The sequence below is a fragment of the Pseudemcibacter sp. genome, assembly GCF_965661635.1.
Lineage (GTDB): Bacteria > Pseudomonadota > Alphaproteobacteria > Sphingomonadales > Emcibacteraceae > Pseudemcibacter.
The window spans coordinates 1-19,548 of record NZ_CBFIEP010000030.1; the positions used below are offsets into that span (position 1 = coordinate 1).

General features: G+C 41.0%; 20 protein-coding genes. 8 read left to right on the plus strand and 12 right to left on the minus strand.

Annotation, left to right across the window (positions count from 1 at the left end):
- From ACTF6W_RS01925 to ACTF6W_RS01970, 10 genes are all read right to left on the minus strand, one after another.
- Positions 1–828, minus strand: an 828-nt coding sequence (locus ACTF6W_RS01925) for a TolC family protein (RefSeq protein ID WP_438992847.1), incomplete at its 3' end; no start/stop codon positions are given.
- A 186-nt stretch (positions 829–1,014) separates the two neighbouring features.
- Entirely contained in the window at positions 1,015–1,842 is an 828-nt protein-coding gene (locus tag ACTF6W_RS01930) for a hypothetical protein (RefSeq protein ID WP_438992848.1), read from the minus strand.
- Between the two features lie 115 nt (positions 1,843–1,957).
- Positions 1,958–2,461 carry a CarD family transcriptional regulator gene (locus tag ACTF6W_RS01935; RefSeq protein WP_438992849.1) on the minus strand — a complete coding sequence of 168 codons (504 nt, stop codon included), beginning with the start codon at positions 2,459–2,461 and terminating at the stop codon, positions 1,958–1,960.
- Between the two features lie 371 nt (positions 2,462–2,832).
- A complete protein-coding gene (gene fdxA / locus ACTF6W_RS01940) occupies positions 2,833–3,171 on the minus strand; it encodes a ferredoxin FdxA (protein ID WP_438992850.1) in 339 nt (112 codons plus the stop codon).
- An 89-nt stretch (positions 3,172–3,260) separates the two neighbouring features.
- The gene (locus ACTF6W_RS01945; RefSeq protein ID WP_438992851.1) at positions 3,261–3,725 is read right to left on the minus strand and encodes a TerB family tellurite resistance protein; all 465 of its coding nucleotides are present in this window, start codon (positions 3,723–3,725) and stop codon (positions 3,261–3,263) included.
- Between the two features lie 12 nt (positions 3,726–3,737).
- On the minus strand, positions 3,738–4,352 hold the full coding sequence (locus ACTF6W_RS01950; RefSeq protein ID WP_438992852.1) for a TetR/AcrR family transcriptional regulator: 615 nt from the start codon (positions 4,350–4,352) through the stop codon (positions 3,738–3,740).
- A gap of 78 nt (positions 4,353–4,430) precedes the next feature.
- The gene (locus ACTF6W_RS01955) at positions 4,431–4,940 is read right to left on the minus strand and encodes a retropepsin-like aspartic protease family protein (protein WP_438992853.1); all 510 of its coding nucleotides are present in this window, start codon (positions 4,938–4,940) and stop codon (positions 4,431–4,433) included.
- A gap of 74 nt (positions 4,941–5,014) precedes the next feature.
- Positions 5,015–5,404: an RNA-binding S4 domain-containing protein gene (locus tag ACTF6W_RS01960; RefSeq protein ID WP_438992854.1), complete on the minus strand. Its 390-nt coding sequence runs from the start codon at positions 5,402–5,404 to the stop codon at positions 5,015–5,017.
- A gap of 16 nt (positions 5,405–5,420) precedes the next feature.
- Positions 5,421–8,288 (minus strand): helicase-related protein, encoded by a 2,868-nt coding sequence (locus tag ACTF6W_RS01965; RefSeq protein ID WP_438992855.1) that lies wholly within the window; start codon positions 8,286–8,288, stop codon positions 5,421–5,423.
- Between the two features lie 40 nt (positions 8,289–8,328).
- Positions 8,329–9,477 carry a P1 family peptidase gene (locus ACTF6W_RS01970; protein ID WP_438992856.1) on the minus strand — a complete coding sequence of 383 codons (1,149 nt, stop codon included), beginning with the start codon at positions 9,475–9,477 and terminating at the stop codon, positions 8,329–8,331.
- Positions 9,478–9,659: 182 nt separating this feature from the next.
- Here ACTF6W_RS01970 and ACTF6W_RS01975 point away from each other — a divergent pair, with 182 nt between their 5' ends.
- The 5 genes from ACTF6W_RS01975 (at position 9,660) to ACTF6W_RS01995 (ending at position 14,783) form a co-directional block, all read left to right on the plus strand.
- A complete protein-coding gene (locus ACTF6W_RS01975; protein WP_438992857.1) occupies positions 9,660–10,097 on the plus strand; it encodes an Lrp/AsnC family transcriptional regulator in 438 nt (145 codons plus the stop codon).
- Between the two features lie 262 nt (positions 10,098–10,359).
- Positions 10,360–11,865, plus strand: coding sequence for an L-piperidine-6-carboxylate dehydrogenase (gene amaB / locus ACTF6W_RS01980; protein WP_438992931.1), 1,506 nt, complete (start codon positions 10,360–10,362; stop codon positions 11,863–11,865).
- 131 nt (positions 11,866–11,996) lie between these two features.
- Positions 11,997–12,257, plus strand: a complete 261-nt coding sequence (locus ACTF6W_RS01985; RefSeq protein ID WP_438992858.1) for a FeoA family protein — start codon at positions 11,997–11,999, stop codon at positions 12,255–12,257.
- Positions 12,254–14,098, plus strand: coding sequence for a ferrous iron transport protein B (gene feoB, locus ACTF6W_RS01990; protein ID WP_438992859.1), 1,845 nt, complete (start codon positions 12,254–12,256; stop codon positions 14,096–14,098). The genes ACTF6W_RS01985 and feoB overlap by 4 nt, the downstream gene beginning before the upstream one ends.
- A 313-nt stretch (positions 14,099–14,411) precedes the next feature.
- On the plus strand, positions 14,412–14,783 hold the full coding sequence (locus ACTF6W_RS01995; RefSeq protein ID WP_438992860.1) for a hypothetical protein: 372 nt from the start codon (positions 14,412–14,414) through the stop codon (positions 14,781–14,783).
- Between the two features lie 361 nt (positions 14,784–15,144).
- On the opposite strand, the gene ACTF6W_RS02000 is transcribed toward ACTF6W_RS01995, so the two are convergent.
- On the minus strand, positions 15,145–15,975 hold the full coding sequence (locus ACTF6W_RS02000) for a fumarylacetoacetate hydrolase family protein (RefSeq protein ID WP_438992861.1): 831 nt from the start codon (positions 15,973–15,975) through the stop codon (positions 15,145–15,147).
- A 20-nt stretch (positions 15,976–15,995) separates the two neighbouring features.
- Positions 15,996–16,826: a fumarylacetoacetate hydrolase family protein gene (locus ACTF6W_RS02005; RefSeq protein WP_438992862.1), complete on the minus strand. Its 831-nt coding sequence runs from the start codon at positions 16,824–16,826 to the stop codon at positions 15,996–15,998.
- A gap of 168 nt (positions 16,827–16,994) precedes the next feature.
- On the opposite strand from ACTF6W_RS02005, the gene ACTF6W_RS02010 reads away from it, so the two are divergent.
- Genes ACTF6W_RS02010 through ACTF6W_RS02020 form a run of 3 tightly spaced genes read left to right on the plus strand, consistent with a single transcriptional unit; the run spans position 16,995 to position 19,548 of the window.
- Positions 16,995–17,744, plus strand: a complete 750-nt coding sequence (locus tag ACTF6W_RS02010; RefSeq protein ID WP_438992863.1) for an electron transfer flavoprotein subunit beta/FixA family protein — start codon at positions 16,995–16,997, stop codon at positions 17,742–17,744.
- Entirely contained in the window at positions 17,744–18,676 is a 933-nt protein-coding gene (locus ACTF6W_RS02015; protein WP_438992864.1) for an electron transfer flavoprotein subunit alpha/FixB family protein, read from the plus strand. The genes ACTF6W_RS02010 and ACTF6W_RS02015 overlap by 1 nt, the downstream gene beginning before the upstream one ends.
- The gene (locus tag ACTF6W_RS02020) at positions 18,676–19,548 is read left to right on the plus strand and encodes a 3-hydroxybutyryl-CoA dehydrogenase (RefSeq protein ID WP_438992865.1); all 873 of its coding nucleotides are present in this window, start codon (positions 18,676–18,678) and stop codon (positions 19,546–19,548) included. The genes ACTF6W_RS02015 and ACTF6W_RS02020 overlap by 1 nt, the downstream gene beginning before the upstream one ends.

The following is a 19,548-nucleotide window of genomic DNA, read 5'->3' on the forward strand; positions in this document are numbered from 1 at the left end:
AGTTCCAGAGACAATCATATCTGCAGAGCGGTATTTACCGGCAAAGAGTTCTAAGTTTCGTAGCGCTTGATTATAGGCCGTCATACGCTGTTGTTCGGTAGCTTTTGATGCCTTAAGGTTTGTTATTGACAATCTAAGGTCCAAACCGCTCGAAAGTCCGCGTTTAAACCGATTTCGAATTATTTGCGTCGCTCTTTCATAGTTTTCAACTGTAAAAATCGAAAGATCCCATTGCTGCTTGGCCTCTATAACATCAAACCAGCCTTGCGCCACTTGTGATGCGAGTGACAGTCGGGCTCCATAATAATCGTATTCAGCCACTTCATAATTTGCGCGCGCTGCTGCTGCGTTTGCTGTTAATCTTCCCCAAACATCCGCTTCCCAACTGGCATCAAGACCAATGGTATAATTTGTAGCTGTATTAGATATAGGTTGCTGGACAGCGCCCGGTTGCTGGCCCATTCGGACTTGCTGATTAAAGTTTCCAAATTGATTTTTTGATTGTGTCACGTTACCCGAAGCACCCACTCGCGGAAGAAGTCGACCGAATGCAGCATCCGCATTATATCCGGCCGCCTCCATTCTTAAAGCCAATTCATTGTAATTCGGATTACTCTGAAGTACTTCATCTACATACTGACTTAGATCTTTATTAGAAAGTGTTTCGAGCCAGCCATTTTCGATAGAAAATGGTTCTGAATTTGCCATTTGCCACTTTTCATTTACATCAAGTGAATTTGTCACTTCGCCACTAAGGTCAGGAAGTGATGCACAGGAAGACAGTATCAACGCCATGGCTGATGTAACCCAAAGTTTAGACCTATTCATTTAATATTCTTTATTTCATTAATCTGATTAACGTTTGTTTTTATGATCTCGTTTTCAGATTTTATTATTATAGAAATATCTTCCTAAGAAGAAAATAACCAATTTTTCATGAGTGAACCACCCCCAAAATAGTCTTTAGTCTCAAATTAATATGATTTTAACGCAATTATTATTTTAAAAATAAATTTAACTCGTAAGTTCATCTTCTTTTTCACCATCAAGACCAAAGCAAATTGCATGCAATTTACCACCGCGCCCACAGCCCCCATCTATTGTCGCAGTAAATTCATTTTCAAGATTAACCCCTAAATTGGCATGATCATATCCTCTAATTACTTTAGAAAACTCAGAAAATCTTTTTGTTAAAGAATTAAACTGGCCATTATCCCACCAGAATTGATCTTTCTGCATGGTAAGTGGCCTACTCGGATCAATACTTGCATGAACAAAAAGAAGTTGACCATCTTCTGTCATACATGCCCTTTTCAAACAACTTGTTAACTCTACATGGCCAGGACACATTTGAATTTTCCGACGGATACCATTTGTCCATTTTGTAAGTGCTACAGTACCCTGTCTTACAATCGAACGCGCCGTAATTTCATTTTCACCATATGCCTTTAATGAATTATCAATACCATGTTCCAGTAGCCAATCCATTACTTCTACAGGGTTAGGAGCATACTGAAGTTGCAAAAGTTTAAAAAACATTTCTTCACGTGCGCCTCGTAGATAAACAAAATCATCAGGCATAAAAACTTCTGTTAATGACATAATTTTACGGCGTGTCATCAACAGTTCATCAAAAGTTTCTTTATTTTGAGTGGAGTTCCCAAAATAATTTCCGAGATATACTATTTTATCACCACGACGAAATTTTGAAACTAATCCCTTATGAATAGTTTGAAGCGAATACAAATCTCCATGGATTGCGCCCACCGACCAAATACGTTTCGCATTCCTCAGTATGCCATACCGATTGTTATCCAAGTCTGTGACGTTGGTCGCGCTCATTAAATTTAGTACCGATCATGAAATTGATGTTATGGGAAGGTAGCAACTTTAAGAGATAATGGAAACAAAAAAAGCCCGCTAAATGCGGGCTTTTATAAAAAAATCTTAATAAATACTAAGCCGCAATTTCTGGCGAAAGAACAGTCTCTAATTTTATCATTGCTTCTTTTTCACAGATTTCTTCAACTGCCGCCACTTCTCTTGCAAGACGGCTAATCGCTGCTTCAAAAATTTGTCTCTCAGAATATGATTGTTCAGATTGGTCGCCGCTACGGTATAGATCGCGAACAACCTCTGCTAAAAAGATAACACTGCCTGAATTAATTTTTGTTTCATATTCTTGGGCACGTCTGCTCCACATAGTCCGTTTAATTTTCGCCTTACCTTTAAGGGTTTCAAACGCCTTATCCATCGTACCTTTATCAGAAATAGCGCGCATACCTACACCAACAGCCTTATCCGTTGGAACTCTAAGTGTCATTCTTTCTCTTTCAAAACGAATAACATATAGCTCGATAGACATGCCGGATATTTCCTGCACTTGAATATCCGTAATATTTCCGACGCCATGTTTAGGGTAAACTATATTCTGATCAATTGAAAATTCCAATTTTGCCATTAAAAACTCTCCGTTATTGCCCAAATCATCTCATAATATTGAATGACAAATTCTTAGGGCATTCTTCTTTAATTTAAAAACATAACCCACGGCGATTTTAAATAACACAAACTGACCTGTTGCATAATTATGTGAAACAAAACAATGCAAATATCTTACAAAAAAATCTTAAATTGACCTTTCGTAAGAATCATATCTATATTTTAGAACAGGTTTAGAATCAGTAAATTAATGTAAATATCCCTGTCAAACTGCCGCGTTCTATGGATACATTCTAACATAATTTTAACAAAAAAAACACCCCTTATCTCACATGTAACATAATCATGTTTCATACGATAAAAAGTGTTCTTAAAATTTAATGAAATTTATTAAGAGCCTTCGCCCGGATTTTCACTGAAATATTTTTTGAACTTGTCCCCTTCGGTTGCCACATCATCTGCACCTTCCATAGGTTCTCTTTGTTCAGTAATATTAGGCCAATCGTCAGCATATTTTTCAGCAAGCTCTGCCCATCTTTCCATACCGTCTTCGGTATCGGGTAAAATTGCTTCTGCAGGGCATTCCGGTTCACAAACACCGCAATCAATACATTCACTAGGGTTAATGATAAGCATGTTTTCACCTTCGTAAAAACAATCTACAGGGCATACTTCCACACAGTCAGTATATTTACAGTTAATACACGCTTCCGTTACGACATATGTCATTGTGCTCTCCTAAAAAACATCAGTCGAAAAATCTATATACAAAATGCATATAGCACTTTTCTAAGGGACGTCAAACGTAATTATAATTTTTATAATAGATTATTTTCCTGCATTACTTTTTTGCGAATTTCGCCACTCTCTTTATCCGAGATATATAGTAACCCAGCAATTCGGCGCATTAAATTACTTTCATATGCATCTTCTTCGCCATCAGCAAAGACTACACCCCAAAGCATTTCCATAATATGTGCACGACCTTGATCATCAAAATGATTCTTGATCTCTTTCGTAAAGGATAGAATTTGAATAGACTGACTTTGTTTATCTTCGGCAATCGCCAATAATTCCAACGCATCTTCAGAAGAAAGCTTCAACTTATTAATCAAAATACCTTCAATGACGTTACGCTCATCTTGATCATAATCGCCATCTTGCATAGCGACTTCAACCATCAGCGCCGCCGCTGCTAGTTTTTCCGCGTCAATTGGTTGTGTTTTAGATTGTTCCGTAGTCTCTGCAGCAAAGAAATTGCCAATCTTTTTAATAATAGACACTTATATACCCTTTTATTTTATGAACATAGATCTTGTATAAAAGGATATGACGTTTCTGACAACGTCTCTTTTATTATCACCTTTTGGCACATCGTCATTCATGACATCATTTAAAATTAAACTCGCTAAACCATGCACGAGTGACCAACACGTCAAACGAATTAGGTTTGGCGGCAAGTCTGGGGCATTCGGCAATTTCATACATGCAGTTATCACGTTTTCCAGAACGTCATATCCTTTTTTCTCATTTTCGAAAATATGTTCATGTTTTTCAGTGTTCTCTAAACTACCGCCAAACATCAAACGAAAATGCGCAGGATGCTCTTGAGAAAAATCATAATAAGCCACACCCAAATTTACGAGCTGCTCAACAGGGTCGTCCACTTTTTGCGAAGCCAAAGCCATATTTTCTTGTAATTTCGCAGAGCCTTCTTGAATTAAAACAACAATAAGTGCTTCTTTATCTTCAAAATGTCGATAAGGTGCTGTTTGTGATACGCCCGCTTTGCGTGCTAGAGCCCTTAGGCTTAAGTCTTGTAAAGTTCCTTCTTTGAGGATCTCTAACGCAGAAGAAATAAGTACTTCGCGCAAATTACCATGATGATATGTCGATTTTTTTGATTTCATATTTACTATTCATGTTGCCAATCGTCGTTCATTGTAAAAATAATGTTTACAGTGTCAATATAATAATGTGATATTGTATCATTGCTCGATAATCAACTTACCATCATCGAATTGAAATCGATCCAACCTATTCAAAAAATTCATTCCTAATAAGGATACAGAAAGCATGCCTTCTTGAGCAACAAGTGCCTGAACATTATAAACGTCAATGACACCATATGAAATTCTATCAATATTGATTTCGGCCATTTTTGTAACACCGCCAGCGGTATTAACAGGGATGCTAAAATCACTTTCATTAAGATACAAATTCATTTTCTGTGCATCAGAATAACTGAGCGTTACGAGCGTTGCACCAGTATCAACAATAAACTGAACATCATAATTGCTCACCTGCATATCAAGCCAATAATGACCATCACGCTGCATCGGTATTTCAAGCGAATGAGCAACATTGGTAACATTCTTTTCTTCAGTATTAGGCATTCTTGAGCGGTTGGCAGAATTCGTTAAAAAATCTACCCCATAAGACGTATATAGGACGTAAAGTAACCCTATAAAAAATACTGCTTTAGTAAAAAAACCCATTTTTGCTCCTTAAAGATAAGAACAAAGTAACGGCTGAATTCTAAAAAGAAGTTAATAATTAAAGAAAATTTTTCTTATAAATCACGGTCCATCAATCGATCAATGGCGCGTCTATCAGCTTTAGTAGGACGCCCTAATCCTTTTTCTCTTATAATTGACATTTCACGCGGCTGGTCTTTATGGATCACTTTAGGTGGCGTTAGGTCTTCATATAATAGTTGCGCTTCTGGGGCAGGGCCTCGTCTCGTCCCGATATCTAAAACTTTAGCGATATAAATATCATCAACTCTTATATATGTGAGGATATCACCTGGCAACACGACCGAACTGGATTTTTTACATAAGTTACCGTTAAGTCGGACTTTCCCACCGCGAACCATCTTAGATGCAAGCGAGCGGGTTTTGTAAAATCGGGCATGCCAAAGCCACACATCAATGCGTTGCGTTCGTATTTTCTCAGACATATGGCAATTTGCCCATTTATTTTTTACCTTTCATTTGATCTTTTAGACCAGCAAGAGCCGCAAAAGGACTATCAGGATCAATTGAAGCTTTTTTAGCGGGAGCATTCGCCTTATGAACCATAGGACCTTTTTGGGCGTGTTTCTTTTTCCCTTTAAATGGTTTCTTTTTACCTTGGTTTGGCTTGCCTTGAGGTCTGCGGCGCGTATTTTCCGGCTTATGTGAAAAAATAACTACTTTTTCAGCTGGTTTGACTTCATCAACTTTTGCTTGAGCATCTTCTAATTTTTCTGAAGACTTCTCTTCGTTAGAGACTTCTTCAGTTTTTTCAGAAGATTTATCTTCTTCTTTATCTTTTGCTTTACTGTTCACATCTTCATTTGTTTTTTCTTGCTTATCGTCTTTGCGTTTAGCCAAAATTTCAGCGGCTTCCGCAACATCATATTCTTTCGTAACATATCCAAGATATTTCATAATTTCGATAAAATCAGTGCCACTTGTTCCCACGAGGCTCATAAGATCAGGGTCCATAGGAAACGGACCTTTCATTGAAACTTCGCGCGCGGCATTGGCAAGTCGCTCTAGCATATCTAAACGAACCGCATTCTCCCCAACTACCCGGTAGCCCGTTACTTCATAAAAAACACGGGATGCTTTTTGATCAACTTTTATCGTACAGAGTCCCGCAGGTGGTATTTCTGGTAATCTTTCTTGATCATTAAATAATGCCCATAAAAGTAATCTTAATTGCGCAGGCGCCGGTTTTAAAAGCGCCGGAATATAAAGGCTTGTCGCCCCAAGCCATACACCCAATTTTTTAATTTGAAATCGTCCCGCACTATCCACTTCTTTAAAATCTTTTGCGATAAGGCGGCGAGGGATGGTTCCCAATTTCTCAACCATTTGAAAAGCAATCCCGCGTGCCATTCCGCTAATACGGTCATTGCCTTCTTCATCTTTGGCACCATTTGCCGCTTCTTGTAAAGCAAATAATGGTGCAAGAACATCAGCAATATGCGCTTCTAACCAGCGTTCTAATTTTGCCTGAACCAAATTTAAAGCATCCCCTTGCAATACAGGTGTTGGTTGGACTAGAGCTTTAGGTGTTAATATTGACGTCCCCTTCATAATGCGACCAACAGGAATGCCACGCCAATTAATCGTGCTTCTGGTCAGCGGGTCACCAAAAATAAGGCTTATCTCACCATCTTCGGCTTGATTAAATTCTTCAGCTCGGTTTTTGATTTCTTCTTTCAATGTTTTATCCGCAGCATTTCGAAGTATCTTACTATCTTCTCCGAATGCTCCTTCATCTTCTTTGAATTGGAAGCCCTCAATAGTGCCGATGAAGTGGTCTTCAACATAAACACCGCCATCCGTTTCAATATTGGCCATTAATTTTCCTTTTTGGCGTAATTCCCGCATTAATACTGACGTCCGTCTACTGACAAAACGCTTCGTCAATCGTTCATGTAGCGCATCTGATAGTCTGTCTTCAACATCTCTTGTTTGCGATTGCCAATATTTTTGGTTTTCGCACCATCCGCTACGGTTTGAAATATAAGTTAAAGTACGCACATATGCAATGCGTGCTGATAAGGCATCTATATCGCCTTGAATTCTTTTAAATGGTTTAATCTGCTCTGCGAACCAGTCTTCCTTTATGCGCCCATTATCCGCAGAAATCTGCCGATAAATACTTGCGCATAATTTTGCGTGTTCATCGTCTGAAACCTGTCTAAAGTCTGGTATTTGACAGACTTCCCAAAGCATTTTAACGGCCGCTGGACCGCCAAGCATATCTTTAATATCAGTCGTTTCAGATAATTTTCTAAATGTATCAAGATCGAGTTTGTCCATGGTACGGGTTAGACCAGATCGCTTCGGAACCACTGCAAGTGAGCGAATCACACTTTCCGCTCTTGAAAAATCAATATATGCATTTCGCCACTGCAAAACCGTCAATGGCGCAAATTGATGATTTTCAACTGCATAAACCATTTCAGGACTTAACCCCGATTGATAGTCTGCTCCTTCAGTGAGACATCCAAAGGTCCCATTATTCATGTAACGTCCGGCTCGTCCCGCAATTTGAGCAAGTTCAGAAGGCATTAAGTCACGCATGGTTCGACCATCAAATTTTGAAGTATCCGCGAAACTTACGTGATCAATATCCATATTAAGTCCCATGCCGATAGCGTCGGTCGCAACCACATGATCTACATCACCATTCTGATATAGCTCAACTTGGGCATTTCGTGTTCGAGGGCTTAGAGCCCCCATCACTACAGCGACACCCCCTTTAGCTCTGCGAAGCATTTCCGCATATGCATAAACATTATTAGTGCTGAAAGTTATCAAAGCACTGCGTCTGGGCAAGCGGCTTAACTTTTTTGGTTCAACATATATAAGCTCTGAAAAACGAGGGCGTGTTATAAATTCTACGTCAGGAATAAGATGTTTAATAAGTGGTCTTATTGTTTCCGACCCAAGCAACATTGTTTCTTGGCGGCCGCGTGAACGCAGCAAACGATCCGTAAACACATGTCCACGATCAAAATCCGCTGCGAGCTGAACTTCATCAATTGCTAGGAAATCCACCGTCCGCTCAACCGGCATGCTTTCCACGGTACAAATAAAATAACGTGCATTTTTGGGAACGATTTTCTCTTCACCTGTGATAAGAGCCACATGAGTATTGCCCTGTTTATCAACCACGCGGTCATAAATTTCGCGCGCAAGCAAACGCAGTGGTAAGCCAATCATGCCTGACGCATGACCCAGCATCCGTGCAACGGCCAAATGGGTTTTACCTGTATTGGTCGGACCTAAAACGGCCTTAACGTGGCTCTTTGTTTCCGCAGCTTGATTTGAAATATTTTTCATGTGCGCGAATTAACACATTCCCCTCTAAAACCCAAGCCTATTATCGACCGTATTTCTTTAAGATCGCACGAACCTTATCAACCGGAAGCTCATGTACAGTTTTTGTTTCCCCAGTGATAACATTTTTTGATGTAACAGAACGTGCCATTAATAATGAATTATATATAGCTTCTTCGGTAGCTTCTGCCGCTGCTTGAAAGAGCGGCGAAACGCGATTATTTGGTATTTCTTCAATCTGTGCATTTTCATTACGGCGATCCGAAGTGCGTCTAACACTTTCGGCCGTTGAAAAACTAATCACATAGTCACCACTTCCGTTGGTCATGGATGAACCCGTTCTCGCCAATCCTGTCATTGCACGATTACCAAGACGTTCAAGGTTTCTATCTGATAGAGGCGCATCAGTAGCAACAATCATCATGATAGATCCATCGGCCACATCACTATCAACATAATCCTGTAAATAAAATTGGTTTAATTCCTCACCAACTGGCACGCCGTCCATCATCAGAATGCCACCATAATTACTTTGTACCAAAACCCCTACGGTATATCCCCCGAGTTCATCAGGTAATACTCTAGATGAAGTTCCAATACCACCTTTCCAGCCAAACGCGCTGGTTCCTTTTCCTGCTCCGACATCACCTTCTTCTACTGATCCTGATTTAGCACCTTCTATTGCTTTAATAATAATATCTGCCGTTAAATGGCGGCCGCGTATGTCATTAAGACCCGCATCATTTGTTTCCCCAACCACATTATTGACAGACCGAACCGCTTCATTACCCTCTTGTGCCAGGGTCCAATCAAGGATCGCATCTGCCGCACGTGAAACATTCAATGTATTCGTTAATAGAATAGGTGTCTCAATTTCACCAAGTTCATGAATTTGGGTATATCCCATCATTTTACCAAAGCCATTACCAATCACTGCTGCTGCTGGAACTTTATTCTGATAAATATTGCCCCCATGGGGAAGAATGGCGGTAGCACCGGTTCTAACGCTGTCACCTAAATCCAATGTCACATGACCGACCAAGACGCCTTCGACATCTGTAATAGCATTTAAGTCACCCGTATTTAAAATCCCAGGCTTAAGTCCGATATCACGTGAGCGTACTTGTTCTGCATCTGCTGGTAATATCAATGCGCCTATAAACAAAATCGACGGAATAACGGATCTTAACATATTAATTCTCCTTAATTAATTATAGAGACTATAATCCAATCCTAAATTTTGTAAAATGGATAATACTCGTACATCAAATTTATACAAAATTAATTTTATTACTGACTAATGTTTATTTATAATTGTACAAATGTATTTTATTGCTATATATTGTTCATATATTATCAAAATTGGTGAAAATAATGAAATTGCAAGAAAGCGAAAAAAAACTGCTCGATTTACTAAAAATCAATAGCAGAATGAGTGCCGCAGAGCTAGGAAGGAAGTTAGGCCTAGCCAGATCCACCATCCACATGATGTTAACACGCTTAGAAGAAAAAGTAATCGATGGCTATACGGTAAAACTTAAGCCTGAGACGCTAGAAAATGATGCGCGCTGTTATGTCACAATAACCCGTGACCCCAAGAAATCTTCGCTTATTGAAGAATCTTTATATAATATGCCTGAGGTTGATTGCCTTGCAACTGTAGCTGGCTCAATTGACTTTATGATACTTGTGCGAACAGATAACAATCAGCAGATGGATTCGGTATTAACAAAGATTGCAATGCTTGATGGCGTTTTAAACACTGAGAGTCACATTATCTTATCATCAAAGTTCAATAGAATACCCAATTAACACTAATAAACGACATATATAGTTTAATATTGTTCATTTATAATTGACTTTTGTTCATTACTTTATATATTTCGTTCATGTAATGATAAAAATTTTAATAGAGAAATTAAAAACATACTTTTTCATATAGATTTAATAGAGATAATAGACATTCGTCATAATTATTAAAAATATTAAAATCTATTTTATTTAACCAGTAACAGAGAATCTGATAAAAGCTGATCGTCTTTTTAAGAACAAACATATAAGGAAGTTTGATATGATGAATAAAGAAGAAATTTATGCCGCTCTTGGTTTAACGGCATCTGATATTGAAGGCGGTAATCTTGCCGTCCAAACACCAATTGATGGTTCAGAAATAGCCAATGTAACAATGGATACACCCGCTGAAGCAAAAGCAAAGATTGCTCAATCAGTAGAAGCTTTTAAAGCATGGCGTAATGTTCCAGCACCTCGTCGCGGAGAGTTGGTTCGCATTCTCGGTAACATTCTTCGTGAAAAGAAAGAAGCACTTGGTGCCCTAGTAACACTTGAATGTGGTAAAATTTATCAAGAAGGCCTAGGTGAAGTTCAAGAAATGATCGACATTTGTGATTTTGCTGTTGGTCAAAGCCGCATGCTTCACGGTCTAACGATTGTGTCTGAACGTCCTCTTCATAAAATGCGTGAAATATGGCAACCACTTGGCCCTGTTGGTATCATCAGTGCTTTCAACTTCCCAGTGGCCGTATGGTCATGGAATACATGTCTTGCGCTTGTGTGTGGTAACTCTGTTATTTGGAAACCATCAGAAAAAACACCAGTAACCGCCCTTGCTTGTCAAAAACTATTTGAAATGGCTTGTGCTGAATTTGGTGATGATGCGCCGGAAAACCTTTCAATTATTCTTACTGGTGAACGTGACATTGGTGAAATTCTTGTATCTGATGAGCGCGTGCCGCTTATTTCCGCAACAGGAAGCAGTGCAATGGGTAAAATCGTTGGACAAAATGTAGCCGCTCGTTTCGGTAAATCAATTCTTGAACTTGGTGGAAACAATGCCATCATCGTATCAAAAGATGCTGACCTTGACCTTGCTTACCAAGGTATCGTGTTTGGTTCCGTTGGTACATGTGGTCAACGTTGTACGACAACACGTCGTCTATTCATTCACGAAGATGTGTATGATGAGATTGTACCGCGCATCAAGAAAGCCTTTGCAGGTGTTTCAATCGGAAACCCACTTGATGAAGCAACACTTATGGGCCCATTGATTGACGAAGACAGCTTTAACAACATGGAAAATGCTCTTAAAGTTGCTAAAGAAAACGGTGGTGTAATCACTGGTGGTGGTCGCGCCATGGCCGATGAATATCCTGGTGGCTACTATGTGAACCCTGCCCTTGTTGAAATGGACGGCACGGACGCAAATGTAAAAACAGAAACTTTTGCCCCTATTCTTTATGCCTTCAAATATACTGATCTTGAAGATGCAATCCACCGTCAAAACGACGTACCACAAGGGTTATCTTCTGCAATCTTTACAAAGAATATGCTTGAAGCCGAAACCTTTACTTCTGAATTCGGTAGTGACTGCGGTATCGCCAACGTTAACATCGGCACCAGTGGCGCAGAAATCGGCGGCGCTTTCGGTGGTGAAAAAGAAACAGGTGGCGGCCGCGAAAGTGGTTCTGACGCTTGGCGTGGTTACATGCGCCGCATGACAAGTACAACCAACTATTCAACTGAACTACCGCTTGCACAAGGCATTAAATTCGACGCTGAATAAGTTCATTCCCTATATTAAGCTTTAAAGCCCGTAAGATATTAAGTCTTACGGGCTTATTTTTTGTTTCCCTATCAGGCAGAATCGTCTATGACTAAATGCTATTAAGAATGATAATTAATAAGTAAGCTCATATGACAAAATATTTAAGTGAATTGGAAATTGGTGAAACAGGCATTATTGCCGGCTTTGATACCACTCGGGTGCATGATCAGGAATTTGCTGCAGATCTGGAAGACAGACTACTGGAAATTGGTTTTGAAGAAGGCATATCGGCAGAACTTCTTCATGTTGGCCCCATTGGGCGCGATCCTCTCGCAGTTAAAGTGGGAACGATGACAGTAGCCCTTCGTCGCATGGAAGCGGACGCGATTATTTTGGGAGAAAAAGAATGAGCGAATTAAATGTTGCCCTGATCGGTGCGCCAAATGCTGGAAAAAGCTCCCTTTTTAATACCTTGTCCGGAAGCCATCAAAAAGTTGCCAATTACCCGGGTGTCACCGTAGAGCGTCGTTCTGGTCTTATTACCACCGAAAGTGGACATACGGTTAAGCTCATCGATTTACCCGGTATTTATAGTTTAAATGACAGAAGCCTTGATGAAACAGTAAGCCGTGAAGTGATTACGGGCGAACATGAATTTGAAACACAGCCTGACGTTCTGGTCTGTGTCATTAATGCGTCAAACATTCGCGTTCATTTACGGCTTGTTCTTGAATTAAAATCACTAGGCCTTCCCATGATTGTCGCGCTAAACATGCATGATTTAGCAACACGTGACGGCATTGAAATTGATACCAATCGACTTGAAGAAGAACTTGGCCTTCCCGTTTTTACAACTGTAGCCGTTAGAACAAGTGGCATTTCCAGACTGGTTGAATTTCTTGATCGCGATGCGAGTGCCTATTCAAAACCAACTGGCGCCATGTCGGACACATCAACCCGTGCCTTGCAAAAAGAAGCGGGGCGTATTACTAAGCTTGTCACCGTTAAAGAAGGCGGTCATCACAAAATGACCCGCGTGCTTGATGGCATTGCACTGCATCCTGTCTTGGGTCCAATTTTATTCTTCGTGATGTTATTCTTTATGTTCCAAGCCGTTTTTAGCTGGGCAGAAGCCCCTATGGACATGGTTGAATGCACCTTCGCTATAATTGGTGAAGCCGTCGCCACTTATATCCCAGAAGGCATATTCAGAAGCTTCATACAAGACGGCCTTATTGCCGGTGTCGGAAGCGTGCTCGTGTTTTTACCGCAGATCATCATCCTCTTTTCCTTTATCCTGCTTCTTGAAGCGAGCGGATATATGGCCCGCGCCGCCTTTATCATGGATAAATTAATGGCAAAAGTCGGCCTTAATGGTCGTGCTTTTATTCCCCTTCTTTCCAGTTTTGCTTGTGCAATTCCGGGCATTATGGCAACACGCACCATTGCAAACCACAGCGACCGTATCACAACCATTATGATTGCACCGCTTATGACATGCTCCGCGCGTCTTCCGGTTTATACCCTTATGATTGCGGCCTTTATTCCCAATGATCCGGTGTTGGGGTATTTCGGCCTTCAAGGTGTCGTGTTTTTCACACTTTATCTCGCTGGTATCGTCAGCGCAATTATCGTCGCCGCCGTCATGAAAAAAACCATCACTAAAGGGACACTTCAACCATTCTTGATGGAACTGCCAAAATATCAACTGCCGCGTCTAAAGCATGTATTCCTTGAATTATGGCAGCGTGTCCGCGCCTTTTTACGTCGCGCGGGTACAATCATTCTTTATGCCGCTATTGCCCTTTGGGCACTCACGCTTTATCCCAACCCGCCTGAGGACGCAACTGAGGCAGACATATATTATAGCGCCGCGGGTCTTATCGGTCGCACATTGCAGCTGGTTTTTGAACCACTTGGTTTTAACTGGGAAATTTCAATTGCCCTTGTTCCCGGTATGGCCGCCCGCGAAGTCGCCGTTAGCGCACTTGGGACCGTTTACGCCCTGCAAGGGGACGAAGATCAAGTGGCCGAAAGCCTTGCCACCGTTCTGCAAAGTGCATGGCCGTTATCAACCGCGCTCGCGTTCCTCGCATGGTTTATCTACGCCCCGCAATGCCTCGCAACCCTCGCCACCGCACGGCGGGAAACCAACAGCTGGGGCTGGACCGCCTTTATGACGGGATACCTATTTGGCTTGGCTTATTTAATAGCAATGATTGTCAATTTAGCCGCTAAAGCTTTGATGTGATCAAAAAGGCTCCTGAATCTCAGGAGCCTTGAAAATCTAACTATCGAATGACTGCTTTCGACCCAAAGCGGCCAGTCATGTAAACCCGTTTTAACCAACGGCCATTACTAAGCTAAACTCTTTCAAGCTAAAGGAGTGATAAGATACATGTTATCAAATTTAGCACTTATGGCAGAAATTATGGGGTCGTAAGCCATTCAGCTTATTATAGTTATCAATACAAAGTAGGCGTTGAGAATACAGTTTAGCCAATTCGATTGAAATGTGTGTCGAATATAGTGTACTGATATAAGATGAGAAACTTATAACTAAGATGGGGCTTTCAACTGAACCAGCTGTACTTGTCACTAAAAAAGCACGAGAAATGAAGCGATTTTATAGAATTAAAAACCTAATTTTTACATCATGTATTATGTTGATGATAAGCTATTTCATTTTCTTTTTTGATAGCAAAGGCGAGATAAAAGAAATTGTGATTTCGGCCTCTTTTAAAGAAAGTACTGGTCGATATTTTGGCCCTTATTATTGGGCCGTTCTAGGTATTACGCAATTTGCACATCAGGAAGGTTTGCAAATCAATAATACAGCCGTGGTTAAATTAAAGGAAGAAAATGGATCTTCTGGAATATATTCAATAAACGATAGGAGAATCAAATACATAACCATGAACCAGTTCCTCATATAAGAATAATATTCACCGATGAAGAGCCAATTACGACAATGATCGATATAGAATTACAAAATGAAGATGAAAAAGGAATGATAGTGACATTGCGTGTTAGGAAAACTGAGGATAAAAACGATTGCGGCATATGTAAGCGCTTTGAAGAGGTAATGATAAAAAACCCCGAGTATCCTTCCCCTAAATTTATATTAAGTTCACCGGTTCTCCTTACCAACTAAATTCGCCCCTAAGGCGCAAGCCAATACGTTAAAATACCACTGATAAATATGATATTTTCGCAATAATTTTGACTGTCCGCTTTGTGTCGAAAGCAGACACTCGTATTGTTTGAAAATTCTCTCACATCATAAAGATGAAAATTTTATTTCTCTTGAACCAATTTATTCTCAAGCTTGCCTACACCTTCAACGGTAATCGCGTAAGTATCACCCGGTTTCATGGAACCGGTATCACCCATGGTGCCAGACCAGATTACATCACCGGGCTCAAGTACAAAATATTTTGATATATAATGAACCATATAATTAAAATCGAAAATCATCCCTGATGAGTTCGCCCCTTGTGATTTAACGCCGTTATGACGTCCTTCGATATCAAGGTCCGTATAATCAAGCCCCGTGACCAAATGCGGGCCGACAGCATTAAAGTTTTTTGATCCCTTTGCACGAAGCCATTGAATATCGCTTGCTTGCCAATCGCGTTCCGAACCATCATTACCGATGGTGATGCCAAAGATATAATCACTTGAATCTTCAAGCGAGACATTTTCTGCGCGTTTGCCGACCACGATAACCATTTCTGCTTCATAATGAAAATTTTTGGCTTCCGCCGGTCTTACAAGGTCGTCTTCTGGCCCAATAATAGAACTGACGGGAACCGTAAATAGACCCGGTCTTTTGGTGGGGTCTTGTTCATATCCCGGCAATTTATGATCGCGGTAATTAAAGGCGGTCATAAATGATTGGTTGGGATCAACCGGCGCTTTTAATTTTGCGTCTGTTTCATTCAAGGTATGACCCGTGCGTTTACCGCCATGATATGGGGCCGATGATAATTGATGTACCACACCATCAACCAGCTCCCCCCATGATACGGTACCATGTTCTTCATAACGTACATAACGTTCGGCGAAAGCCGCGTTATTGATAAGAAGCGCGGCGATTACACCCGCAACTGTTGTCTTGATATTCATTTTATTATTTTCCTTAAACTTTATTTACCTTGGATAATTGTATTTCTTAAAACGCCAACGCCATCGATTTCGACCTCATAAACATCACCGACTTTTAATTGTTCGGATGTACCGATGGTTCCAGACCAGATCAAATCACCGGGGTTAAGCACAAAATATTTTGAAATATAACTGACCATTTTTTCAAAATCATGAATCATTTTGGACGTATTACCGTTTTGTCTCACTTCACCGTTAAGGCGCGCGGTTAATGTAAGGTTTTTATAATCGAGTCCCGTTTGCAGCACTGGTCCTACGGAATTAAACCCTTTCGCGCCCTTACCGCGAAACCATTGAATATCTGCGGGGATCCAGTCACGTGCAGATACATCATTCCCTGCTGTTACACCGAATATATAATCAGCCGCGTCTTCGACGCTAACATTATCAGCGCGCTTCCCAATAACGATCACGGTTTCTGCTTCATAACCAATGAAGTCACTATCCGCAGGATGGATAATTTCCGCATCCGGGCCAATTAAAGTGCCGGCCGGAACCATGAATAATCCGGGATATGGAGTTGTCTTTTGTCCTTCGGGAATATGATCCTCATAATTAAAACCCGTCATGTAAACATCTCTCGGGTCAACGGGCGCCATCATTTTCACATCGGCTTGATTGACCTTTAATCCTGTTGCCATTCCCTCCAAATAGGGGGCGTTTGATAACTGGTGGATTGTCTCGCCCTTAAGCTCACCCCATGACGTTTTGCCGTTTTGTTCATACCGAACATATGTTTCCGCAAAAGAAACAGCTGATATGACATAAGTCATCAACATTAAAGCCGAAAAACGTTTAAAATATAATTTCATAATAAGTCCCGTTTTTAATTTTTTATTAGCGTCGATGGTAATCTTTAATCAATAGAATGTCAAAGTGACTTATTAGGCAAAATTGGCCTTGAATCTCGTTGAATAAGTTACAATTGGTATTATAGTGTAGGAAATAAATCAGGATCAAAATCCGGAGAAGAACCGAAAATGAAAATACTCGTCCCCGTTAAACGCGTCATTGATTATAATGTTAAAGTACGCGTCAAATCTGACAATAGTGGTGTTGAACTCGCTAACGTTAAAATGTCTATGAATCCATTCGATGAAATCGCTGTTGAAGAAGCAATTCGTATAAAAGAAGCAGGAAGCGCAGATGAAATCGTTGCCATTTCTATTGGACCAGATAAAGCCCAAGAAACATTAAGAACAGCCCTTGCAATGGGGGCTGATCGCGCCATACTCGTCAAAACTTATCAAGAGGTTGAACCACTTGCTGTTGCGAAAATATTAAAAGCAGTCGTGGCGGAAGAAAATCCTGAAATTATCCTGATGGGTAAACAAGCCATTGATGACGATAGCAATCAAACCGGTCAAATGCTCGCGGCACTTCTTTCGTGGGGGCAGGGCACATTCGCCAGCGACGTTAAAATAGACGGCAGCAGTGTCAATGTAACACGTGAAATTGACGGTGGTCTTGAAACCGTAAAACTTAATTTACCGGCTGTCATCACCACTGATTTACGTCTTAATGAACCACGCTATGCATCGCTTCCAAATATTATGAAAGCGAAACGCAAACCTTTGGACGAGAAAACGCCTAATGATTATGGCGTCGATATTTCACCACGCTTAACAATGTTAAAGGTCGAAGAACCAGAAGGCAGAAGCGCCGGGGTCATGGTAGAGAGCGTATCGGAACTTGTTTCTAAACTACGCGATGAAGCGGGAGTACTATAATGAGCACACTTGTAATAGCAGATCATGATAATGCTGAATTAAAAGAAAGCACTTTAAACGCAGTTACAGCCGCGAAAGAATTTGGCGCTGATATTCATGTATTAATTGCCGGCAGCGGTTGTGCTAGCGTCGCGGATGCAGCGGCAAAAATTGATGGCGTCTCAAAAGTTTTATGTGCTGATAGCAATGATTATCAACACCCGCTCGCAGAAGTCATTGCGCTGCTGATCGTTGACCTATCATCCGGATATGATCAAATCCTTGTGGCAGCGACCACAACCGGTAAAAACTTTATGCCGCGTGTGGCAGCACTGCTCGATATGGCACAAATCTCTGATATTATTTCGGTGGAAAGCAATGATACTTTTAAGCGCCCTATATATGCTGGCAACGCCATCGCTACCGTTCAATCAACGGACGCGAAAAAACTGATCACTGTGCGTACAACCGCATTTGCCGCTGCGGATACAACATCCGGTTCCGCAGCTATTGAAAATATTACGGCAACTGAAAACCCCGGTCTATCAAGCTTTGTAGGGGCTGAGCTCAGTAAATCAGAACGTCCTGAGCTTACCTCTGCTAAAATTATCATTTCTGGTGGTCGCGGTATGGGCAGCGGTGAAAATTTCTCACTGATTGAAAGTATCGCTGATAAAATGGGTGCCGCCATTGGTGCATCACGGGCTGCCGTGGACGCCGGGTATGTTCCTAATGATTATCAGGTAGGGCAAACCGGTAAAATTGTTGCCCCTGAACTTTATATCGCCGTTGGTATTTCAGGTGCTATTCAACATCTTGCAGGAATGAAAGACAGTAAAGTCATCGTTGCCATTAATAAGGACGAGGAAGCACCAATCTTTCAAGTGGCAGATTACGGCCTGGTCGCAGATTTATTTGAAGCACTTCCAGAATTAGACAAGGAACTTTCATAATGGTGAAAACTGTTGGTGTTATTGGCGCCGGGCAAATGGGCAATGGCATTGCCCATGTCTTTGCCTTATCTGGGTATGAGGTCATTATTTGTGACATCAACGAAGATGCATTAAAAAAAGCCATCACCACCATTGAAAAAAATTTAAACCGACAAATTTCAAAAGAAATCATCACCGCGCAAGACGGCACAAATGCATTAGCAGCTATTCGAACTTCTAATGATCTTAAAGAGTTAAAAGACGTTGATCTTGCAATCGAAGCCGCCACAGAAAATGAAGAGATTAAAAAAGCAATATTTACCGAATTAAGCAGTATTATGAAGCCTGATGCAATTATGGCCACCAATACGTCCTCGATTTCAGTTACGAGGCTTGCTTCAGTTACCGATAGACCAGAAAAATTTATCGGCGTTCATTTTATGAACCCTGTGCCTCTTATGTCACTTGTCGAATTAATACGTGGCATTGCGACGAGTGATGAAACTTTTAAAACGGTAGCGCACATCGTCGAAAAATTAGGAAAAGAAAGCGCCAGTTCAGAAGATTTTCCGGGTTTCATTGTCAATCGTATCTTGATGCCAATGATCAATGAAGCGGTTTATACACTATATGAAGGTGTCGGCGAAGTTGAAGCCATCGATATGTCATTGAGACTTGGGGCCAATCATCCCATGGGGCCATTGCAACTTGCAGATTTTATCGGCCTTGATACCTGCCTCGCCATTATGCAGGTTTTATATGATGGCTTGGCGGACAGTAAATATCGCCCGTGCCCTCTTCTTGTGAAATATGTCGAAGCCGGATGGCTTGGTCGCAAAACCGGGCGTGGCTTTTATGATTATTCGGGTGAAACGCCCGTTCCAACCAGATAG

Excerpts from the sequence above, each read along its gene's own strand:
- ACTF6W_RS01930 (WP_438992848.1), bottom strand. The coding sequence starts at position 1,842 with ATGAGCGCGACCAACGTCACAGACTTGGATAACAATCGGTATGGCATA.
- ACTF6W_RS01935 (WP_438992849.1), bottom strand. The coding sequence starts at position 2,461 with ATGGCAAAATTGGAATTTTCAATTGATCAGAATATAGTTTACCCTAAA.
- fdxA (WP_438992850.1), bottom strand. The coding sequence starts at position 3,171 with ATGACATATGTCGTAACGGAAGCGTGTATTAACTGTAAATATACTGAC.
- ACTF6W_RS01950 (WP_438992852.1), bottom strand. The coding sequence starts at position 4,352 with ATGAAATCAAAAAAATCGACATATCATCATGGTAATTTGCGCGAAGTA.
- ACTF6W_RS01955 (WP_438992853.1), bottom strand. The coding sequence starts at position 4,940 with ATGGGTTTTTTTACTAAAGCAGTATTTTTTATAGGGTTACTTTACGTC.
- ACTF6W_RS01960 (WP_438992854.1), bottom strand. The coding sequence starts at position 5,404 with ATGTCTGAGAAAATACGAACGCAACGCATTGATGTGTGGCTTTGGCAT.
- ACTF6W_RS01965 (WP_438992855.1), bottom strand. The coding sequence starts at position 8,288 with ATGAAAAATATTTCAAATCAAGCTGCGGAAACAAAGAGCCACGTTAAG.
- ACTF6W_RS01970 (WP_438992856.1), bottom strand. The coding sequence starts at position 9,477 with ATGTTAAGATCCGTTATTCCGTCGATTTTGTTTATAGGCGCATTGATA.
- ACTF6W_RS01975 (WP_438992857.1), top strand. The coding sequence starts at position 9,660 with ATGAAATTGCAAGAAAGCGAAAAAAAACTGCTCGATTTACTAAAAATC.
- amaB (WP_438992931.1), top strand. The coding sequence starts at position 10,360 with ATGAATAAAGAAGAAATTTATGCCGCTCTTGGTTTAACGGCATCTGAT.
- ACTF6W_RS01985 (WP_438992858.1), top strand. The coding sequence starts at position 11,997 with ATGACAAAATATTTAAGTGAATTGGAAATTGGTGAAACAGGCATTATT.
- feoB (WP_438992859.1), top strand. The coding sequence starts at position 12,254 with ATGAGCGAATTAAATGTTGCCCTGATCGGTGCGCCAAATGCTGGAAAA.
- ACTF6W_RS01995 (WP_438992860.1), top strand. The coding sequence starts at position 14,412 with ATGGGGCTTTCAACTGAACCAGCTGTACTTGTCACTAAAAAAGCACGA.
- ACTF6W_RS02000 (WP_438992861.1), bottom strand. The coding sequence starts at position 15,975 with ATGAATATCAAGACAACAGTTGCGGGTGTAATCGCCGCGCTTCTTATC.
- ACTF6W_RS02005 (WP_438992862.1), bottom strand. The coding sequence starts at position 16,826 with ATGAAATTATATTTTAAACGTTTTTCGGCTTTAATGTTGATGACTTAT.
- ACTF6W_RS02010 (WP_438992863.1), top strand. The coding sequence starts at position 16,995 with ATGAAAATACTCGTCCCCGTTAAACGCGTCATTGATTATAATGTTAAA.
- ACTF6W_RS02015 (WP_438992864.1), top strand. The coding sequence starts at position 17,744 with ATGAGCACACTTGTAATAGCAGATCATGATAATGCTGAATTAAAAGAA.
- ACTF6W_RS02020 (WP_438992865.1), top strand. The coding sequence starts at position 18,676 with ATGGTGAAAACTGTTGGTGTTATTGGCGCCGGGCAAATGGGCAATGGC.